Annotated in this window: 15 protein-coding genes, 1 tRNA gene and 1 pseudogene; 14 read left to right on the forward strand and 3 right to left on the reverse strand. The window is 56.8% G+C overall.

The window, feature by feature from the left end:
* Nucleotides 1-2 precede the first annotated feature (2 nt).
* The 6 genes from phoU (at nt 3) to pstB (ending at nt 6,041) form a co-directional block, all read left to right on the forward strand.
* Nucleotides 3-722, forward strand: a complete 720-nt coding sequence (phoU, locus tag BST95_RS11795; protein ID WP_066058743.1) for a phosphate signaling complex protein PhoU — start codon at nt 3-5, stop codon at nt 720-722.
* Nucleotides 719-1,102 (forward strand): GFA family protein, encoded by a 384-nt coding sequence (locus BST95_RS11800; protein WP_084199666.1) that lies wholly within the window; start codon nt 719-721, stop codon nt 1,100-1,102. The genes phoU and BST95_RS11800 overlap by 4 nt, the downstream gene beginning before the upstream one ends.
* Nucleotides 1,103-1,261: 159 nt before the next feature.
* A complete protein-coding gene (locus BST95_RS11805; RefSeq protein WP_084199668.1) occupies nt 1,262-2,404 on the forward strand; it encodes a substrate-binding domain-containing protein in 1,143 nt (380 codons plus the stop codon).
* Between the two features lie 76 nt (nt 2,405-2,480).
* Nucleotides 2,481-3,869 (forward strand): phosphate ABC transporter permease subunit PstC, encoded by a 1,389-nt coding sequence (gene pstC, locus BST95_RS11810; protein WP_084199670.1) that lies wholly within the window; start codon nt 2,481-2,483, stop codon nt 3,867-3,869.
* The gene (gene pstA, locus BST95_RS11815; protein WP_084199672.1) at nt 3,862-5,148 is read left to right on the forward strand and encodes a phosphate ABC transporter permease PstA; all 1,287 of its coding nucleotides are present in this window, start codon (nt 3,862-3,864) and stop codon (nt 5,146-5,148) included. The genes pstC and pstA overlap by 8 nt, the downstream gene beginning before the upstream one ends.
* Nucleotides 5,149-5,294: 146 nt before the next feature.
* On the forward strand, nt 5,295-6,041 hold the full coding sequence (pstB, locus tag BST95_RS11820) for a phosphate ABC transporter ATP-binding protein PstB (protein WP_229801928.1): 747 nt from the start codon (nt 5,295-5,297) through the stop codon (nt 6,039-6,041).
* Nucleotides 6,042-6,128: 87 nt separating this feature from the next.
* Here pstB and BST95_RS11825 read toward each other — a convergent pair whose 3' ends face one another.
* The gene (locus BST95_RS11825) at nt 6,129-6,305 is read right to left on the reverse strand and encodes a toxin-antitoxin system HicB family antitoxin (protein WP_084199676.1); all 177 of its coding nucleotides are present in this window, start codon (nt 6,303-6,305) and stop codon (nt 6,129-6,131) included.
* A gap of 122 nt (nt 6,306-6,427) precedes the next feature.
* Here BST95_RS11825 and BST95_RS20975 point away from each other — a divergent pair, with 122 nt between their 5' ends.
* The 4 genes from BST95_RS20975 (at nt 6,428) to hisC (ending at nt 9,453) form a co-directional block, all read left to right on the forward strand.
* Nucleotides 6,428-6,550 carry a hypothetical protein gene (locus BST95_RS20975; protein WP_268245021.1) on the forward strand — a complete coding sequence of 41 codons (123 nt, stop codon included), beginning with the start codon at nt 6,428-6,430 and terminating at the stop codon, nt 6,548-6,550.
* Between the two features lie 171 nt (nt 6,551-6,721).
* A complete protein-coding gene (locus BST95_RS11830; protein ID WP_084199678.1) occupies nt 6,722-7,954 on the forward strand; it encodes a putative porin in 1,233 nt (410 codons plus the stop codon).
* A 178-nt stretch (nt 7,955-8,132) separates the two neighbouring features.
* A tRNA-Glu gene (locus tag BST95_RS11835) sits at nt 8,133-8,208 on the forward strand.
* A 183-nt stretch (nt 8,209-8,391) separates the two neighbouring features.
* The gene (gene hisC / locus BST95_RS11840; RefSeq protein ID WP_084199680.1) at nt 8,392-9,453 is read left to right on the forward strand and encodes a histidinol-phosphate transaminase; all 1,062 of its coding nucleotides are present in this window, start codon (nt 8,392-8,394) and stop codon (nt 9,451-9,453) included.
* 65 nt (nt 9,454-9,518) lie between these two features.
* Here the strand turns inward: hisC and BST95_RS11845 are convergent, their stop codons facing one another.
* Nucleotides 9,519-10,640 carry a beta-ketoacyl-ACP synthase III gene (locus BST95_RS11845; protein ID WP_084199682.1) on the reverse strand — a complete coding sequence of 374 codons (1,122 nt, stop codon included), beginning with the start codon at nt 10,638-10,640 and terminating at the stop codon, nt 9,519-9,521.
* Nucleotides 10,641-10,755: 115 nt separating this feature from the next.
* On the reverse strand, nt 10,756-12,045 hold the full coding sequence (gene gltA / locus BST95_RS11850) for a citrate synthase (RefSeq protein WP_084199684.1): 1,290 nt from the start codon (nt 12,043-12,045) through the stop codon (nt 10,756-10,758).
* Between the two features lie 456 nt (nt 12,046-12,501).
* On the opposite strand from gltA, the pseudogene sdhA reads away from it, so the two are divergent.
* The 4 genes and pseudogenes from sdhA to odhB all read left to right on the forward strand — a co-directional run bounded on the left by sdhA (nt 12,502) and on the right by odhB (nt 19,312).
* Nucleotides 12,502-14,273, forward strand: a pseudogene (gene sdhA / locus BST95_RS11855) (succinate dehydrogenase flavoprotein subunit).
* Between the two features lie 12 nt (nt 14,274-14,285).
* A complete protein-coding gene (locus tag BST95_RS11860) occupies nt 14,286-14,996 on the forward strand; it encodes a succinate dehydrogenase iron-sulfur subunit (protein WP_084199686.1) in 711 nt (236 codons plus the stop codon).
* A 220-nt stretch (nt 14,997-15,216) separates the two neighbouring features.
* Complete coding sequence (locus tag BST95_RS11865) at nt 15,217-18,060, forward strand: 2-oxoglutarate dehydrogenase E1 component (protein ID WP_084199688.1); 2,844 nt, start codon at nt 15,217-15,219, stop codon at nt 18,058-18,060.
* 16 nt (nt 18,061-18,076) lie between these two features.
* Nucleotides 18,077-19,312 (forward strand): 2-oxoglutarate dehydrogenase complex dihydrolipoyllysine-residue succinyltransferase, encoded by a 1,236-nt coding sequence (odhB, locus tag BST95_RS11870; protein ID WP_084199690.1) that lies wholly within the window; start codon nt 18,077-18,079, stop codon nt 19,310-19,312.
* Nucleotides 19,313-19,364 lie beyond the last annotated feature (52 nt).

Raw genomic sequence — 19,364 nt, forward strand, 5'->3', positions numbered from 1 at the left:
ATATGCTTAAGCAGGACGATTACAAACAGCACATTTCCGAGAAGTTCAATACTGAACTTGAGGCCATCAAAAATCACTTGCTGGAAATGGGCGGCAAGGTAGAGCAGCAGCTCAGTGAGGCGGTAGAGGCGTTGGTCTCTCGTGACACGGGTGAGGCCGAGACCATTGTGCAGCGCGATCACGAGGTCAACGAAATGGAGATGGCCATCGATGACGAGTGCGCCACTATCCTGGCCCGGCGTCAGCCTGCGGCCAGCGATTTGCGCCTGGTTGTGGCGGTTATGAAGGTAAATACCGACGTTGAGCGCATTGGTGATGAGGCAGCCAAAATCGCCCGCCAGGCCATTCGCCTCGCAGAGGAAAACATCTCGCCGAGCAACTACGTCGAGATTCGCCATATTGGGAGTCATGTGGCCTCCATGCTGCGCAAATCGCTCGACGCCTTTGCTCGCCTGGACCTGGAGCTTGCGGTAGAGGTGGTTAAGGAAGACCGGGCGGTCGACAAGGAGTACGACAGTGCCATGCGCGCCCTGATGACCTTTATGATGGAGGATCCGCGCGATATCGGGCCGATTCTCAACGAAATGTGGGCACTGCGCAGTCTGGAGCGCATCGGCGATCACGCGGCCAATATTGCCGAGCACGTGGTCTATCTGGTGCGCGGACAGGATGTGCGTCATCGCAGCCTGGAAGATTTCATCGAGCAGGTTGGCGATATTTGATTTATCAGGGTAGCTGTCACTGCCAGGCCGTGCGGTTTCAGGTTGAAACCCCGGCAGCGGTGGAAATTGAGCGCTGTAATTGCTCTGTTTGCCGCAAGTCCGGCTACCTGCACCTGATTGTCCCCCGCTCGCGTTTCACCCTGTTGGCGGGCGAGGAGCACATCACCACATACACGTTTAACAGTGGCATAGCCCAACATACCTTTTGCAAGATTTGCGGTATCAAACCCTTCTATACGCCGCGTTCCAATCCCGATGGCATCGACGTTAACCTGAATTGTCTCGACGAAATGCCGGCGCAGGTGAATATTGTCGAGTTCGATGGCCAGGACTGGGAAAACAACGCTCACAAGCTCGCCCACAAGTCGGTCGAGATTTGACATGAAAGCCCGCCCCAGTAGCCCTTGTTGTCGCTAATTTTTCATATAAAACAATAGGATACGACTGTAATATTCCCGTAACATTTTCGCCATAGACTGCTCCAGAATCCCTGCCAGTTGGCGGGGAAATATCGCCAAGACTCAGGGAGTTCTCAGCAAGTGAAAAAGCAAATTGCAAGTGTCATTGCACTGGCCGCGGCCATCGGGGTTGTGTCAAATGTGCAAGCCCAAGGACGCGATACCGTCAGTATCGTCGGTTCATCCACGGTCTATCCGTTCGCCACCGTCGTCGCAGAGCGCTTTGGTCGTTCCACAGACTTCAAGACTCCCAAAATCGAGTCGACAGGTTCCGGTGGCGGACTGAAGCTTTTCTGTAAGGGCCTCGGTGCCGGTACCCCCGACATTACCAATGCATCGCGCCGCATCAAGAAGAGCGAGTTTGATGATTGCCAGCAGAACGGCGTGACCGATATTCTGGAAGTTCTGGTAGGCTATGATGGCATTGCCATTGCCAACAGCCGCAAGGCCGATCAGATGGAACTTAGCCTGAAAGATATCTACATGGCGCTGGCCAAGGATATTCCCGGCCCCGACGGCAAGCTGATGCCCAACCCATATACCACCTGGAAGGATGTGAACCCCGCGCTGCCGGCTATCAAGATTGAAGTGCTTGGTCCGCCCCCCACATCAGGTACCCGTGATGCGTTTGCTGAGCTTGCCCTGGGCGGCGGTGCTCAGGCAGTACCGGCTCTCAAGACCCTGCGTGGCATGGGTGCTGACGATGCGGTAGCCCTCAAGGCAGCCATGGCATCGTTGGGCATTCCTGCCGGTGTTTACGATTCCTATCTTGAGAAGAAAGGCAAAGCACCCAAGGGCAAGGACATCTTCAAGACAGTGGCCTACGCGGTGCGTGAAGATGGTGCCTACATCGAAGCTGGAGAGAACGACAACCTGATCGTGCAGAAGCTGGAAGCCAATCCCAATGCCTTGGGCATCTTCGGCTTCAGTTTCCTGGATGAGAACGGAGACAAGGTTCAGGGCTCGCTGATTGATGGCGTAGCACCTTCCTTCGACACCATCGCGGATGGCGACTATCCGGTGTCTCGCCCCCTGTACTTCTATGTCAAAGCTGCCCACGTAGGTAAGATTCCAGGTATTCAGGAGTACGCTGCTGAGTTCGCTTCCAACAAAGCGATGGGCGAAGACGGCTACCTTCCTGAGCGCGGCCTGATCCCCCTGGGTGATGAGGAATTGGCCCAGGCTCAAAAGGACGTTGCGAGTCTGAAATTGCTGAAGATGTAACGAGGAAATCCGTTACACATGCTGTAAACTGGTGCGCCGCCCTTGAGCGGCGCACGTTATTTTTGAAAGGCCCGTAATGCCCACATCGACCGTTTTTATCACCCTGGTAGCGCTGTGCCTTGTCAGCTTTCTGGTAGGACGGCAGCGCTCCCGAATCGTTGCTACCGCCGCGGGGGGTATGCAAAGTCTGCACTCGCTTCCCAAGCACTATGGATATATGACCGCATTGTGGGCTGGGCTGCCGGCCATGCTGGTGTTGATTTTCTGGGTGGCGCTGGAGGGCTCGGCTATTCGCGGCCTGATCGTTGCAGAGTTCCCTGCAGAAATTCGCGCGCTAAGCGAGAATGAAATCGGTCTTTATTACAACCAGATGGTCAGCTTTGCTGTCAGTGGTGGCGATGCAAGTATGCTTGAGCCGACACAAGTTGCCGCGGCAGACTTTTACAACGAGCTGCTGGTGAGCAGTGGCAAGCTGAAGTTGTTGCTAGTGGTGGTTGTTGCGGTGCTGGGTGGCGCGCTCACGGTGCTTCGGATCAGTCCGGTATTGCGCGCAAGAAACTCGGTAGAGTCAACGTTTACCTGGATTCTGTTTGGCTGTTCCTCGATCGCGGTTCTGACCACACTGGGCATCGTGTTGTCGGTATTGTTCGAAGCGCTGCGCTTTTTCCAGACGATTCCTGTTCAGGAATTTCTGTTTGGCTTGAAGTGGAGCCCGCAGATGGCTATTCGTCTAGATCAGGTCGGAGCGTCGGGATCTTTCGGCTTCGTACCGCTGCTGGTGGGCACGTTGTTAATCTCTGCAGTGGCTATGCTGATCGCGGTGCCGGTAGGGCTTATGTCGGCCATTTACCTGTCTGAATACGCGACACGCCGCTTTCGCGCTGTGACCAAGCCAGTGCTGGAAATTCTCGCGGGTGTTCCCACGGTCGTTTACGGATTCTTTGCCGCCTTGACCGTGGCGCCGTTTATTCGCAATCTCGGTGAGAGTCTCGGCCTGACCGTAGCCTCGGAGAGTGCGCTCGCGGCTGGCCTGGTGATGGGCATTATGATTATCCCGTTCGTGATGTCGCTGTCTGACGATATTATCAACGCGGTGCCGGACAGTATGCGAGAGGCTTCGCTGGGTATGGGCGCCACGATGAGTGAAACCATCCGCAAGGTGCTTCTCCCTGCGGCCTTGCCCGGTATTGTGGGCGGTATTCTGCTTGCCGTATCGCGTGCCATTGGCGAGACCATGATTGTAGTAATGGCGGCGGGCTTGTCCGCAAAGCTGACGGCCAATCCACTGGAGGCCGTGACAACCATTACCGTACAGATCGTCACTCTGCTGGTCGGTGACCAGGAGTTCGACAGCCCGAAGACGCTGGCGGCATTTGCGCTGGGTCTGGTGCTGTTCTTCGTCACCCTGTTACTGAACATTATCGCGCTGTATGTCGTGCGCCGTTACCGAGAGCAATATGAGTAAGCGAAGCTTCAAAAACACCGAGCTGATACAGGCGTCGCTGAAGAAACGCTACGCCCGCGAAAAGCGCTTTCAGTGGTACGGCCGCCTGGCGGTAATGCTTGGTTTCGTATTTCTGTTTATTTTGCTGTTCGATATCGTCAGCAAAGGCACGCCCGCATTCACCCAGAAATATCTGTTGGTGCCAATCCATTTTGATGCCGACAGGATTGGGGTAACACCGGAGTCTGATGCCAAGCAGCTCAGGGCAGGGGACTATGCTGGTCTAGCGAAGGCCTCGATGCGCGATTTGTTTCCCGATGTCACCGGGCGCAAGGACAAACGCCAGCTCTATCGCTTGCTCAGCCTCGGCGCGGAGTATCAGTTGCAGGATATGGTGATGACCGATCCCAGCCTGCTGGGCCAGGCTAAGGATGTATGGCTGCTGGCACACTCGGAAGCGGCCAGTTATCTTAAAGGGCAGGTGACCCGGGATCAGCCCGAGGATGAGCGGCGTGTTAAGAACATGCAAATGGACTGGCTCGATCGGCTCGATAGCGAGGATCGGACGCAAACCCGCTTTAACGTGCTGTTCTTCACCGAAGGTGATTCGCGCGAGCCTGAACTCGCCGGTATTCGCGCCGCTCTGCACGGCTCTTTCTTTACCTTGATAGTGACCTTTTTGCTGGCGTTTCCAATTGGTGTATTTGCCGCGGTATACCTTGAGGAGTTCGCCCCCAAGAATCGTATTACCGACTTAATCGAGATTAATATCAATAATCTCGCCGCCGTGCCCTCGATTGTCTTTGGTCTGTTGGGCCTGGCGGTATTTATCAACTTTTTTGAGCTGCCGCGCTCGGCGCCGCTGGTAGGTGGTATCGTATTGTCGCTGATGACGCTGCCGACCATTATCATTACCTCCAGGGCCGCTATTCAGGCCGTGTCGCCATCCATTCGTGAAGCCGCCATGGGTGTGGGTGCCTCAAAGCTGCAAACCGTGTTTCACCATGTCCTGCCCGTGGCTATGCCCGGCATTCTGACAGGTTCGATTATCGGTATGGCGCAGGCACTGGGCGAGTCAGCGCCCCTGCTGATGATTGGCATGGTGGCGTTTATTATGGATGTGCCCGGTGGGGTCACCGATCCCGCAACGGTATTACCGGTGCAGATCTTCCTGTGGGCTGACAGCCCGGAGCGAGGTTTCACTGAAAAGACATCAGCCGCCATTATGGTGCTGATGGGTTTCCTGATTATTATGAATGCGCTGGCTATCTACCTTCGCAAGCGCTTCGAACTGAAATAGAAAGAGCATTAAACATGGAAGAGTCTGCGAAATTGACTGCAATTCCTGAAGCGGCCGGCAGCGACACGCCGGCGTTGGATATTCACCAGCACAGCGATGTCAGCGGCTACGAAACAGTCGGCGAGCCGTTTGTCGAGAACGCCAAAATGTCAGCGCGCAACGTCAATGTCTATTACGGCGACAAGCACGCGATTATGGATGTGTCGCTGGATATTGCCGAGAACGAGGTAATCGCCATGATCGGCCCCTCCGGCTGTGGCAAGTCGACCTTTCTGCGCACGCTCAACCGGATGAATGACATCATTCCCATTTGTCGGGTGAAGGGGGATTTCTCTCTGGACGGGGAAGATATTTACGGTGCCAGCCAGGACACCGTTTTGCTGCGCGCCCGGGTCGGTATGGTGTTCCAGAAGCCTAACCCGTTCCCCAAATCGATCTATGAGAACGTCGCCTATGGGCCGCGTATCCACGGCCTGGCCCACAGCAAAGCTGAGCTTGATGAGATTGTCGAGAAGAGCCTAAAGCGTGCGAGCCTCTGGTCGGAAGTAAAAGACGTGTTGGACAAGCCGGGTACGGGTCTGTCGGGTGGTCAGCAGCAGCGTCTGTGTATTGCCAGGGCCATTGCCGTTAGCCCCGAGGTCATCCTCATGGACGAACCCTGTTCGGCACTGGATCCGATTGCCACCGCGCGCATTGAAGAGTTGATCGATGAGCTTAAGGCCCGCTACACCATTGCCATTGTGACCCACTCCATGCAGCAGGCTGCCCGGGTATCCGATCGCACGGCGTATTTCCATCTGGGCAAATTGATCGAAGTAGGGGACACCAAAGAGGTGTTCACGATGCCGAAACACACCCTGACCGAGAACTATATTACCGGGCGCTTCGGTTAATCTGATAAGCGATGGCTGCCTGCTACGGCGGCCGTCGTTACTTGCAAGCGTAGGCAACCCTGTCAGGGGCGCCTTTTCACCGCTGGCTTAAGCCTCCTCATCCTTGGCGTCGAACTGCCCCTGCTTCTCAGCGGCTTTGACGGTGTCCTTAATCAGCTTTGTCACCCAGTTGGACAGTGAACGGCCGTCGGCTTCGGCGAGCTTTTTCGCCTTTTTCTTCAAATCGGGGTCGATACGGACGTTGAGAATCTTGGTTTTTGACATTCGAGAAACGCTTAAATGCGACAAAGAAGCGGTACTTTAGCACAGCCTTCCGGCTTGGCCACGGCTCATTTATTGTCTATTGTATGTATATACAAATGATATCGATTGAGTGGAGGGTGTGTGTGAACTTGCGTGCGGCGAAAAATGAACTGCGTAAACCGCCCAGGGTAGGGCTTCCGTTGCTGTTGGCAGAGGCCTGCGGCCTGTTGCTGGTCAGCTACCTTTGGGTGGGCTGGATCGCCTGAATCTACACCCCTGTCATAAAGCTGCCACAATCGCAGTTCGATTGTGGCAATAGTGCCTTTTTTCCCGCGTAATTCTCCGTCTCCTGTAACACTACTGTCACATTAACTTCGTATTCTGCGCCCGAACACGACAAAACGGCCATTTAGTGGCCAAATTCGAGGCTAGGAAATATGAACAAATTGTTAAGTGTTGCAGTGGCTGGTGTGCTCGCAAGTGGTGCAAGCATCAGTGCCCAGGCCGCTATTCCGGAGGCTGAGTGGGAGCAGTTCAAGGCCCAGTTTGCCGCGATGGCTGCCCGGGTAGAGGCGCTGGAAGCAGAGAACGCAGCGCTGAAATCCGGCGCGACCGTCCCCGAGGAAGATCTCTCAGTTCTGCAATCGGACATAGCCAGCCTCAAGGCGCAGAACGAGTCCAGCGCCTGGGCCGAGAAGCTCTTCTGGAAGGGCGATTTCCGCTACCGCTACGAAGACATTGACGATGGTGGCAACGACCGCCAGCGCAGCCGTATTCGCGCGCGCGCCGAACTTGGCGCCAACGTGAGCGATGCCATTACCGTTGGCCTGGGTATTGCGACAGGTGGCGACGACCCTGTGTCCACTAACCAGACCCTGGGCGGCGGCGGTTCCACCAAGGACGTGCGCCTGGACAAAGCCTACTTCCGCTATCAGCCCAACGAATTCTGGCTGTCTGGCGGTAAGGTCAGCAACCCGTTCTACAACCCCGCCAAGAGTGGATTGATCTGGGATGGTGATTACCGTCCTGAAGGTCTGTTTGCCGGCTACGAGGGCAAGCACTTCTTTGCAAATGCATCCTACTCTCACCTGGAGAGTGATACCCGCAACGGCCTGGACGAGTCGTTCTGGGGTGCCCAGATCGGCAGCGAGTTTGGCCCTGTGACAGTAGCCGCAGGTTATCTGGATTTCCCGATCAAGGGGCTCCCGGCGTTCTACGATGACGCGCTGTTCGGTAACTCCGCCGACGAGATGGGTAACTATCTCTACAACTACGAGTTGGTTTTCGTAGGTGCGGACGCCAGCTTTAACATCGGCGACATGCCACTGTCTGTGTACGGTGATGTCGTGCAGAACCGGGACGCAGATGATTTCGATACGGGTTACATCGTCGGCGCCAAGCTTGGCAAGGCCAAGGCCCAGGGTACCTGGCAACTCCAGTACCAGTACCAGGACCTGGAAGCGGACGCGACTGTGGGTCTGTTGACCGACTCGGACTTCATGGGTGGCGGTACCGATGGCAAGGGTCATAAGTTTAGCGGCGCCTATACCATTGTCGACAAGTGGGTGCTGGGCTTCACTTACTTCGACGGTGAGAAGTGCACCGACAGCCTGAAGTGTGATGTGCGCGACTACGATCGCCTGATGATCGACGCCAAGTTCAAGTACTAGGCCTGGCGAGTAGGAGAGGGCGCTTCGGCGCCCTTTTTTATGCCTGTATGACAGAGATGCAGCGAAACTGAACAAGGAATAATCAGTGTGAACTTTTTATGTCGAATTCGCCCTCAGGGTGTTGCAATGCCCGGCCTGTTCCTTATAATGCGCGTCGTCTGGTTGAGGCCAGTACAACGTCCCGTTCGTCTAGTGGTCTAGGACACCGCCCTTTCACGGCGGTAACAGGGGTTCGAACCCCCTACGGGATGCCAACACCAAAAGCCCGGCTCTTTGAGCCGGGCTTTTTTTATGCTTGCGCCGTCTGTCCTGTTATTGACCCGAAGGGCACTGTCGCGATCGCGCCTGCGCTGCTCGATATCAGGCGGCGATATTGGCGACACCTCTGCGCAGCTCGGTTACACTGCCTGTGATTTGTTTGGAGAGTCAGATTTTATATGAGCCGTTTTTGGAGTGACCTCGCCAGCCAGTTGACCCCGTATGTGCCGGGGGAGCAGCCTAAAGCAGAGCGCCTGGTTAAACTGAATACCAATGAGAATCCCTATGGCCCGTCACCGGCGGTGCTGGAGGCGATTGCTGGCACCTCTGCGTCGGAATTGAAGCGCTACCCGGATCCCGATTCCAGCGCGCTCAAAGCGGCTTTCGCCGAGCGTGAGGGGCTTACCCCGGAACAGGTGTTCCTGGGTAACGGCTCAGATGAGGTGCTTGCTCACACGTTTCAGGCGCTGTTGAAGCACGACAAGCCGCTGTTATTTCCCGATATCAGTTACAGCTTCTACCCCGTGTGGAGTGAACTGTATCAGGTGAACTATCAGCCGGTGCCGCTGCGCGACGATTTCACTATCGACGTAGACGCCTATAGCGCGCCTAATAGCGGGATTCTCATACCTAATCCCAATGCTCCCACCGGTGTACTGTTGCCGCGAGAGGACATTGTACGGCTGCTTGGCGCACACCCGGAGTCGGTTGTGGTCATTGATGAGGCCTATATCGACTTTGGCGGCGAATCTGCCACGGCACTGATTGCCGAGCATAACAACCTGCTGGTGATTCAGACGGTGTCAAAGTCGCGTTCCCTGGCGGGCATGCGGGTAGGCGCTGCGTTTGGACAGGCGCCGCTTATTGAGGGCTTGGTGCGGGTGAAGGACTCATTTAACTCCTACCCCATGGATGTAGTTGCCCAGCGCGCGACACTGGCGTCGCTGGCTGATGAGGCGTGGTTCAGGCAGTGTTGTGACAAGGTTGTGGCGACCAGGGAGCGCACCGATAAGGTGTTGCGCGATCTGGGATTTGCAGTACTGCCTTCGGCGGCCAATTTCATATTTGCCCGCCATCCGGGGCACGACGCGGCGCAGATTTTTGCCGCCTTACGCGAGCGGGGCATTGTCGTGCGCTACTTCAGTAAGCCGCGGATCGACCAGTTTCTGCGCATTAGCATTGGCACGGACGAGGAGATGGACGAGCTCTTTGCCGCACTGGCAGAGATACTGGCGATGTAGCCACTGCCTTTTCACAACCCCAAAAAAAAGCCCCAGACATGGGGCTTTTTTTTTGGGCGAGGTACTTACACCTTCTTCAACACCACGCTGCCGATCGAGTAGCCGGCACCAAAGGAGCACAGCACGCCGAGCTCACCTGCCGCAAAGTCGCTTCGATGCTTGTGGAAGGCGATAACGGATCCCGCTGAGCTGGTGTTGGCGTATTCGTCCAGGATCGTCGGCGCTTCCTCGGGGCTCGCCTCGCGGCCTAGTACGCGCTTGGAAATCAGCTGGTTCATGCTCAGGTTGGCCTGGTGTAGCCACATGCGCTTGAGCTGGTCAGCGGGGATGCCCAGAGCGTCGAGCTGGGTGCTGATCTGCTTGGCCACGGCCGGGCACACTTCCTTGAATACCTTGCGTCCCTCCTGCACGAACAGCTTGTCGGCCTGGCCGATGCCGGATTCGTCGCCGCGATTGAGGAAGCCAAAGTTGTTGCGGATATTGTTGGAGTAAATGGTTTGCAGGACGCTATCGACGATCACGTACTGATGGGCGCTGCTGGCCTGCTCGGCCCGTTCAACAATCACTGCCGTGCACACATCACCGAAAATGAAATGGGAATCGCGATCGCGGAAATTCAGGTGTCCACTGCAGATCTCCGGATTCAACATGAGCACGCAACCGGCGCTGCCCGCGGCGACCATATCCCGGGCCTGCTGGATGCCGAAGGTGGCTGAGGAGCAGGCTACGTTCATATCAAAGCCAAAACCGGTGATGCCCAGGGCGTCCTGGATTTCGACCGCCATGGCGGGGTAGGGGCGCTGCATGTTGGATGCGGCGACGATGACGGCGTCGATATCAGCCGCGTTTTTGCCGGCCTGTTCCATGGCTTCACGAGCCGCTGCGATAGCCATTTCGCACTGGATGGACGGTGCGTCGTCCGGGCGCTCGGGCAGCGAAGGCACCATGCGTTCGGGGTCCAGGATGCCGGATTTGTTCATTACATAGCGCGACTTGATGCCGGACGCCTTGTGGATAAATTCTGCCGAGGAGGGCTGCAGAGGCGCCAGTTCACCGGCTTCAATGGCGGCGGCGTGGGCGGCGTTATAGGCCTCAACATAGGCATTAAAGGAAGCAACGAGTTCGTCATTGCTAATGGATTCTTGCGGGGTGTAGAGGCCGGTGCCGCTGATGACAATATCGGTCATGCTTCAGGTCCAAAAATTATTGATTGCGTATTCTACTCACAAAAAAAGCCGCAGTGCGGCTTTCTTGTTTGGTAATTGTGGGAGCGATTTGCTGTGGCGCTCGCTCCCACATGCCTTAGCGGTCCTCGAGGGGTACGAAGTCGCGCTTGTCGTGGCCGGTGTACAGCTGGCGGGGGCGACCGATGCGGTAGCTGCCGCTGATCATCTCGTGCCAGTGGGCAATCCAGCCAATGGTGCGGCCGACAGCAAAGATCACGGTAAACATGCTGGTGGGAATGCCGATGGCCTTGAGGATGATGCCGGAGTAGAAGTCGACGTTGGGATAGAGCTTCTTCTCAATGAAGTACTCGTCTTCCAGGGCAATTTCTTCCAGGCGCTTGGCGATAGCCAGCAGCGGATCGTTTTCCAGGCCCAGTTCCGCCAGCACTTCGTCGGCGGCTTTTTTCATTACCTTGGCGCGCGGGTCGAAGTTCTTGTACACGCGGTGACCAAAGCCCATCAGGCGGAAAGGATCGTTCTTGTCTTTGGCGCGAGCCACGAACTCGTCGATTCGCGAGACATCGCCGATTTCCTGCAGCATATCCAGTACCGCTTCGTTGGCGCCGCCGTGAGAGGGGCCCCACAGCGCAGCAATACCTGCAGCGATACAGGCGAAAGGGTTGGCGCCGGAGGAGCCGGCCAGACGTACAGTGGAGGTGGACGCATTCTGTTCATGGTCGGCGTGGAGCAGGAATATCTTATCCATGGCATCGGCCAGTACCGGGCTGATGTTGCTCTTTTCACAGGGTACGCCAAACATCATGTGCAGAAAGTTCTCTGCGTAACCCATGCTGTTATCGGGGTACATGAACGGCTGGCCGATGGAGAACTTGTAGCTCATGGCGGCCAGGGTAGGCATCTTGGCGATCAGGCGAAACGCCGCCACCTGGCGGTGCTGCTCATCGGAAATATCCAGTGAGTCGTGATAAAAGGCGGACAGGGCGCCGACAACACCACACATAATGGCCATGGGGTGGGAGTCGCGACGGAAGCCGTTGAAGAAGTGAGCCAGCTGCTCGTGCACCATGGTGTGGTTGGTGACGGTGCTGACAAACTTATCCTTCTGTTCCTTAGTGGGGAGCTCTCCGTACAGCAGCAGGTAGCAGGTCTCGAGGTAGTCTGAGTGCTCGGCCAGCTGCTCGATGGGGTAGCCGCGGTGCAGCAGAACGCCCTTGCCGCCGTCGATGTAGGTGATCTGGGATTCACAGGAAGCGGTTGATACGAAGCCAGGATCATAGGTGAACATGCCTTTGCCAGTGAGGCTGCCAACGTCCACAACGTCCGGACCGATGGTTCCGGAGTAGATGGGCAGCTCGACTGCCTCGTCCATTCCATCGATCGTGAGGGTGGCTTTTTTGTCACTCATAAGGGGGTCCTGCAGTGAGATATCAGTAGGGTGGCCCACTATAGTGATTCAGCACTTTTTGTCAATCAATCAAGGACTAATGTCGCCTATCGTGTGCGCAGTTTGGGCGTAAAATCGGCAAACAGGTTTTTCGATGATCGACGCAGATAGGCGTAAATCGTGAAATTGCCCCCGGGGGGGCGCCGGGTTTGTAATTGGCGCCCTAAGTCCTTATAATTTCGCGCGTTTTGGACTTGCCGACCGTCCGGGTGGGCGTCCAAAGCGGGCTTCACGCCGTACACATTAATCGTCTTGTGGCGCAACAATGGTATTCAATGTGAAAGACAATCGTCCTGTTAGTCTGGACACCGGTAGCCAGCGGATTGCTATCTCCTCCGCGCAACCGTCCTTTTTACTTCGCGTCTATGGCGCTGCTCACCCCGTTCAGGGGACCCAGATCCTCAAGGGTTAAACACTATGTCCGGAATTCGCACAATCTCTTTTGACGGCGTTATCGTCGGCGGCGGCGGCGCTGGTATGCGCGCTGCTCTGCAACTTGCCCAGTCTGGCTATAAGACTGCGGTGATCTCCAAAGTATTTCCCACTCGCTCTCACACGGTGTCCGCCCAGGGCGGCATTACCTGTTCCATCGCCTCGTCTGACCCCAATGACGATTGGCGCTGGCATATGTATGACACTGTTAAGGGCTCCGACTATATCGGTGACCAGGACGCTATCGAGTACATGTGCTCCGTTGGCCCCGAGGCCATTTTTGAGCTTGAGCACATGGGGCTGCCGTTCTCACGCACCGAGGAAGGCCGTATTTACCAGCGCCCTTTCGGTGGCCAGTCAAAGAATTTCGGTGAGGGCGGTCAGGCTGCCCGCACCTGTGCTGCGGCCGACCGCACCGGTCACGCACTGTTGCACACCCTTTACCAGGGCAACATGAAGAACAATACCGTGTTCTTTAACGAGTGGTACGCCACCGATCTGGTAAAGAACCAGGACGGTGCAGTGGTGGGTGTCATCGCTATCTGCATGGAAACCGGCGAAACCGTCTACGTGAAATCCAAGGCGACCGTCTTCGCTACTGGTGGTGCCGGCCGTATCTACGCCTCTACCACTAACGCCCACATTAATACCGGTGACGGTATTGGTATGGCCCTGCGCGCCGGTTATCCCGTGCAGGATATCGAAATGTGGCAGTTCCACCCCACCGGTATTGCCGGCGCGGGTGTGCTGGTCACCGAAGGCTGTCGCGGTGAAGGTGGATACCTGGTGAATAAAGACGGCGAGCGCTTTATGGAGCGTTATGCCCCGAATGCCAAAGACCTGGCCGGCCGCGATGTAGTGGCCCGCTCCATGGTCATGGAAATTATTGAAGGCCGCGGTTGTGGCCCGAGGGTGATCACGTGTTCCTCAAGCTCGATCACCTCGGCGAAGATGTGCTTGAGTCGCGTCTGCCCGGTATCTGTGAGCTGTCGCGCACCTTTGCCCACGCAGACCCGGTGAAAGAGCCCGTACCCGTGGTACCCACCTGTCACTATATGATGGGCGGGATCCCGACCAATGTTCACGGCCAGGCCCTGACCCAGGACGCCAACGGCAACGATGTGATCATTCCAGGCCTCTACGCCTGTGGCGAAGTGGCCTGTGTATCAGTACATGGTGCCAACCGTCTTGGCGGCAACTCGCTGCTGGACCTGGTGGTGTTTGGCCGCGCCTCTGGCCTGTTTATCGAGAATGCCCTCAAAGACGGCATTGAGATGAGCGACGCCTCCGAGACCGATATTGAGCAGGCCATGTCCCGCCTCGATAAGCTGAACAATTCCACCGGTGGCGAGAAGGTCGCCGACCTTCGCAAAGAATTGCAAAACACCATGCAGAACCACTTCGGCGTGTTCCGCAACGGTGAATTCATGGCTGAAGGCATTGAGAAGCTGGCTGACCTGCGCGGCCGCATCGAAAATATTCACCTCGAGGACAAGAGCCAGGCCTATAACACGGCCCGCATCGAAGCCCTGGAGCTGCACAACCTGTTTGAAGTAGCAGAAGCGACCGCGATTACTGCTGAGGGGCGCAAGGAGAGCCGCGGAGCGCATGCTCGCGACGACTTCCAGGAGCGCGATGATGAGAACTGGCTGTGTCACTCCATGTACTACCCCGGCGAGAAGCGCGTGGGTAAGCGTGATGTGAACTTTGAACCCGAGACCGTTGAAGCATTCCCGCCCAAGGCACGGACTTACTAGGAGTTTTGATCGATGTTGAATGTAAGTATCTACCGCTATAACCCAGAAGCCGACTCTGAGCCAAAAATGGAGGAGTTCCTGGTAGACACCGCTGGTAAAGACCTGATGGTGCTCGACGTACTGGAACTGATTAAGTCCCAGGATACGACGGTTGCCTACCGCCGCTCCTGTCGTGAAGGTGTTTGTGGCTCTGACGGCCTCAACATGAATGGCAAGAATGGTCTGGCGTGCATCACGCCGCTATCTGAGACTGTGAAGAACAATAAGCTTGTTATTCGCCCGCTGCCCGGCCTGCCGGTGGTTCGTGACCTGGTGGTCGATATGGCGCTGTTCTACAGCCAGTACGAGAAGGTTCAGCCCTACCTGCTGAATGAATCTGAAGCCCCGGGCATTGAGCGCCTGCAGTCACCCGAAGAGCGCGAAAAGCTCGACGGTCTGTACGAGTGTATTTTGTGCGCCTGTTGTTCTACCTCCTGCCCCTCATTCTGGTGGAACCCCGACAAGTTTGTGGGCCCCTCCGGCCTGCTGCAGGCTTATCGCTTCCTGGCGGACAGCCGCGATACCGCTACCCGTGATCGCCTGGCCAACCTGGACGACCCGTTCAGCGTATTCCGTTGTCACGGCATTCAGAACTGCGTAAACGTGTGCCCCAAGGGTCTCAATCCGACCCGCGCCATCGGGCACATCAAGCACATGCTGCTCTCTCGCAACCGCGCATCCTGATATCGCGCCATTCAGTGATCGCCTTTGTGGCATAAGTCACTGTAATAGAGAGCCATTTGTGTTTTAGTTCGCCGCTGCCGATGCAGCGGCACACTTTTTTAGGGGGCTAGACCTTGGTCTTATCGGCGACCATGGCCAGTCACTGCTAAACTCTGGATATATCTGCCCAATGACGGGCATTAACCTCCTCTCCGGAAGGGCTGAAATGCAAGAGAGCTCAATGGAACTCCTATGGCGGAGTTCTCATATTGCTGGTGGCAATGCCACCTATGTAGAAGACCTGTACGAGTCCTATCTCAAGGACCCGAACGGCGTGCCTGAACAGTGGCGCGAATATTTTGACAAGTTGCCCCGGGTGGAATCCGATCACACCCAGATTGAGGACATACCCCACTCAGTCGTGCGCGATCGTTTTGCCCAGATCAGCAAGATGCGTGTACGCACCGAAGCCACCGTGCAGCACGATTCCCAGGCCACCGAATACGAGCGCAAGCAGGTTCGCGTGGTGCAGCTGATTTCCGCCTACCGTCAGCGCGGTCACCAGAAGGCGGACCTCGACCCACTGGGTATTGCGGAACGCGAACATGTGCGCGACCTCGAGCTGTCCTTCCACGAGCTGTCTGAAGCCGACTTCGATACGGTCTTCCAGACCGGCAGCCTGCACATCGGCAAAGCGGATGCCACTCTCGGTGAAATCCACGATGTCCTTGAACGCACCTACTGTAAGTCCATCGGTGCTGAGTTTATGCACATCGTTAACACCGATGAGCGCCACTGGATTATGACCCGCATGGAGTCAGTGCGCAGCGCACCTGATTTTGGCGCCGAGGTTCAGCTCACGCTGCTGCGTCGCCTGATCAAGGCAGAGGGCCTGGAGAAGTCCCTGGGGTCGAAATATCCCGGCACCAAGCGCTTTGGCTTGGAAGGCGGCGAGAGCCTGATTCCCATGCTGGCCGAGATGATCCAGCGCTCCGGCAGCTACGGTGTGCAGGAAATTGTGATCGGCATGGCCCACCGCGGGCGCCTGAATGTACTCGTAAACACCTTTGGTAAGAACCCGGCAGACCTGTTTGACGAATTCGAAGGTAAAGCCGAGTACGAGAGCTCTGGCGACGTGAAGTACCACCAGGGTTTCTCCTCCAACGTGATGACCCCTGGCGGCGAGGTGCACCTGGCCCTGGCCTTTAACCCCTCACATCTGGAGATTGTATCTCCGGTAGTGGAGGGCAGTGTGCGAGCACGCCAGGAGCGTCGCAACGATACCGACGGCGACAAGGTCGTGCCGATTGTGATTCACGGCGACGCTGCATTCGCCGGCCAGGGTGTGGTCATGGAAACCTTCCAGATGTCCCAGACCCGCGCTTACAAGACCGGTGGCACGATTCATATCGTCCTGAACAACCAGGTGGGCTTTACCACCAACCGTCGCGAAGATGCACGCTCTACTGAGTACTGCACCGACGTAGCGAAGATGGTTCAGGCGCCGATTTTCCACGTTAACGCGGACGACCCCGAGGCGGTGCTGTTTGTCACCCAGATGGCGGTGGATTATCGCACCGAGTTCCAGAAGGACGTCGTCATCGATCTTATCTGTTACCGCCGTCGCGGTCACAACGAAGCGGATGAGCCCTCGGTGACCCAGCCGCTCATGTACCAGACCATTCGCAAGCACAAGACCACTCGCGACCTGTATGCCGCCAAATTGATTGGCCAGGGTGTTTTGAGCAAGGAAGAAGACGATTATCTCGTCAACGGCTTCCGCGATTCACTCGACCGGGGCGAGCCACTGGTCAGTAGCCTGGTGTCAGAGCCTAACAAGACCCTGTTTGTCGACTGGTCGCCTTATATCGGCCACACCTGGACCGATGAGGCAGATACTACAGTGGATATGCAGCGTCTGCAGACCCTGGGTCAGGAGATCAACGCAGCGCCGGAGAATTTTCCGCTGCAGCGCACCGTCAACAAGATTATTGAAGACCGGCGCAAGATGGCCGCCGGCGCAGCGCCTGTTAACTGGGGTTTTGCGGAAACCATGGCCTATGCAACGCTGCTCGAAGACGGCTATCCGGTTCGCTTGACGGGCCAGGATGTGGGTCGCGGCACGTTCTCGCACCGCCACGCAGTGCTGCACAATCAGAAGGATGAAAGCTGCCACGTGCCGCTGCAGCATATCGATGAATCCCAAGCGCCTTTTGTAATTCACGATTCACTGCTGTCTGAAGAGGCGGTGCTGGCTTTCGAATATGGCTATGCCACCACCATGCCCAAGGGCCTGGTCATTTGGGAGGCGCAGTTTGGTGACTTCGCCAACGGCGCCCAGGTAGTAATTGACCAGTTCATTACCTCTGGCGAACACAAATGGCAGCGCCTGTGCGGCCTGACCATGCTGCTGCCTCACGGCTATGAAGGGCAGGGCCCCGAGCATTCGTCGGCGCGTCTTGAGCGATTCCTGCAGCTGTGTGCGGAACACAATATTCAGGTGTGTGTGCCCAGTACGCCAGCCCAGGTATTCCATATGCTGCGCCGCCAGGCCATCCGCCCGCTGCGCAAGCCGCTCATCGTCATGTCGCCGAAGAGCCTCCTGCGGCACAAGGAAGCGATATCCACCCTGGAAGATCTGGCCGAGGGCTACTTCCATAACGTGCTGGACGAGACCGATGATCTGGACAAATCCAAGGTAGAGCGCGTGATTATGTGCAGCGGCAAGGTTTACTACGACCTGCGCGCAGCGCGTCGCGAGCGCGAAATCGACAATATTGCGATCATCCGCATTGAGCAACTGTACCCGTTCCCTGAGCAGGACCTGGTAGAAGTACTGGCGCAGTACCCGAACATCAAGGACGCGGTCTGGTGTCAGGAAGAGCCCATGAACCAGGGCGCCTGGTACTCCAGCCAGCACCACATGCGCCGAGCCATGTTCAAGCACAAGCAAGACGTGTACCTGCACTACGTCGGTCGCGACAGTTCAGCGTCACCGGCGGCGGGTTACATGGCCCTGCACCTGGAACAATTGGAAGCATTTATCAACAAAGCCCTGGCGCCCGAGACGCCCTGGGAACACTAAGCGCGAAGGAAAAGAGATGGCGATTGAAATCAAGGCACCGGCCTTTCCCGAATCCGTAGCAGACGGCGAAGTAGCCGCCTGGCACAAGCAGGAGGGTGAGGCTGTTTCTCGCGACGAGCTGATTGTCGAGATCGAGACAGACAAGGTAGTCATGGAGGTGGTAGCACCGGAGGACGGTGTCATTACCAAGATCCACGCTCAGGAAGGCGATACCATCGAGTCTGAGCAATTGCTGGCGAGCCTGGAGCAGGGTGCTGCCGCGTCCGCGCCTGCGGCCGCCGCGAGCGACGCACCTGCCGAAGCTGCCACGCCGGCGGAAGCTGTCGAAGACCTCGCTGCGCTGCTGGGCCCGGCTGCGAGGCAGCTGGTTGAAGAGCACAAGCTCGATATCTCCCGCATAACTGGTACCGGCAAGAACGGCCGTATTACCAAAGAAGATATTCTGATGTACATAAAAAGTGGCGATGCCGCTGCTGCCAGTGCGCCTGCCCCGGCCGCTGCTCCTGCGCCTGCCGCAGTACCCGCCACGCCTGTTGCGCCCACTGGCGAGCGGATCGAGAAGCGCGTGCCGATGACCCGCATGCGCGCCAAGATTGCCGAGCGCCTGCTCAATGCCACTCAAGAAACCGCCATGCTGACCACCTTTAACGAGGTGAACATGGCGCCGATGATGGCTCTGCGCAGTAAGTACAAAGAGCAGTTCGAAAAGACCCATAACGGTACGCGCCTTGGCTTTATGGGCATGTTTGTGAAGGCCGCCTGTGAGGCGCTGAAGCGATACCCCGAGGTCAATGCGTCGATTGACGGTAACGACATTGTTTATCACGGCTACCAGGATATCGGTGTAGCGGTATCCACCGAGGGTGGCCTGGTGGTACCGGTGCTGCGAGACGCTGACTTTATGAGCGTGGCTGACGTGGAAGCAGCGGTCAAGGATCTTGGACTGCGCGCACGCGACAACAAGCTGACGATTGAAGATATGACCGGTGGCACCTTCACCGTGACTAACGGTGGCGTGTTCGGCTCATTGATGTCGACGCCTATTCTCAATCCGCCGCAGACCGGCATTCTGGGTATGCACAAGATCCAGGAGCGCCCCATGGCAGTTAATGGCGAAGTGGTGATTCTGCCCATGATGTATCTGGCACTGTCTTACGATCATCGTCTGATCGACGGCAAGACAGCGGTACAGTTCCTGGTGGCGATCAAGGATTTGATTGAAGATCCTGCGCGTATCCTGCTGCAACTGTAATTCTAATGTTTAAATGGCCCCGCTGCGGCGGGCCTGACCTGGACTTGATACG

Origin of the sequence: Halioglobus japonicus (genome assembly GCF_001983995.1) — a bacterium.
In the GTDB taxonomy this organism is placed as follows: Bacteria; Pseudomonadota; Gammaproteobacteria; order Pseudomonadales; family Halieaceae; genus Halioglobus; species Halioglobus japonicus.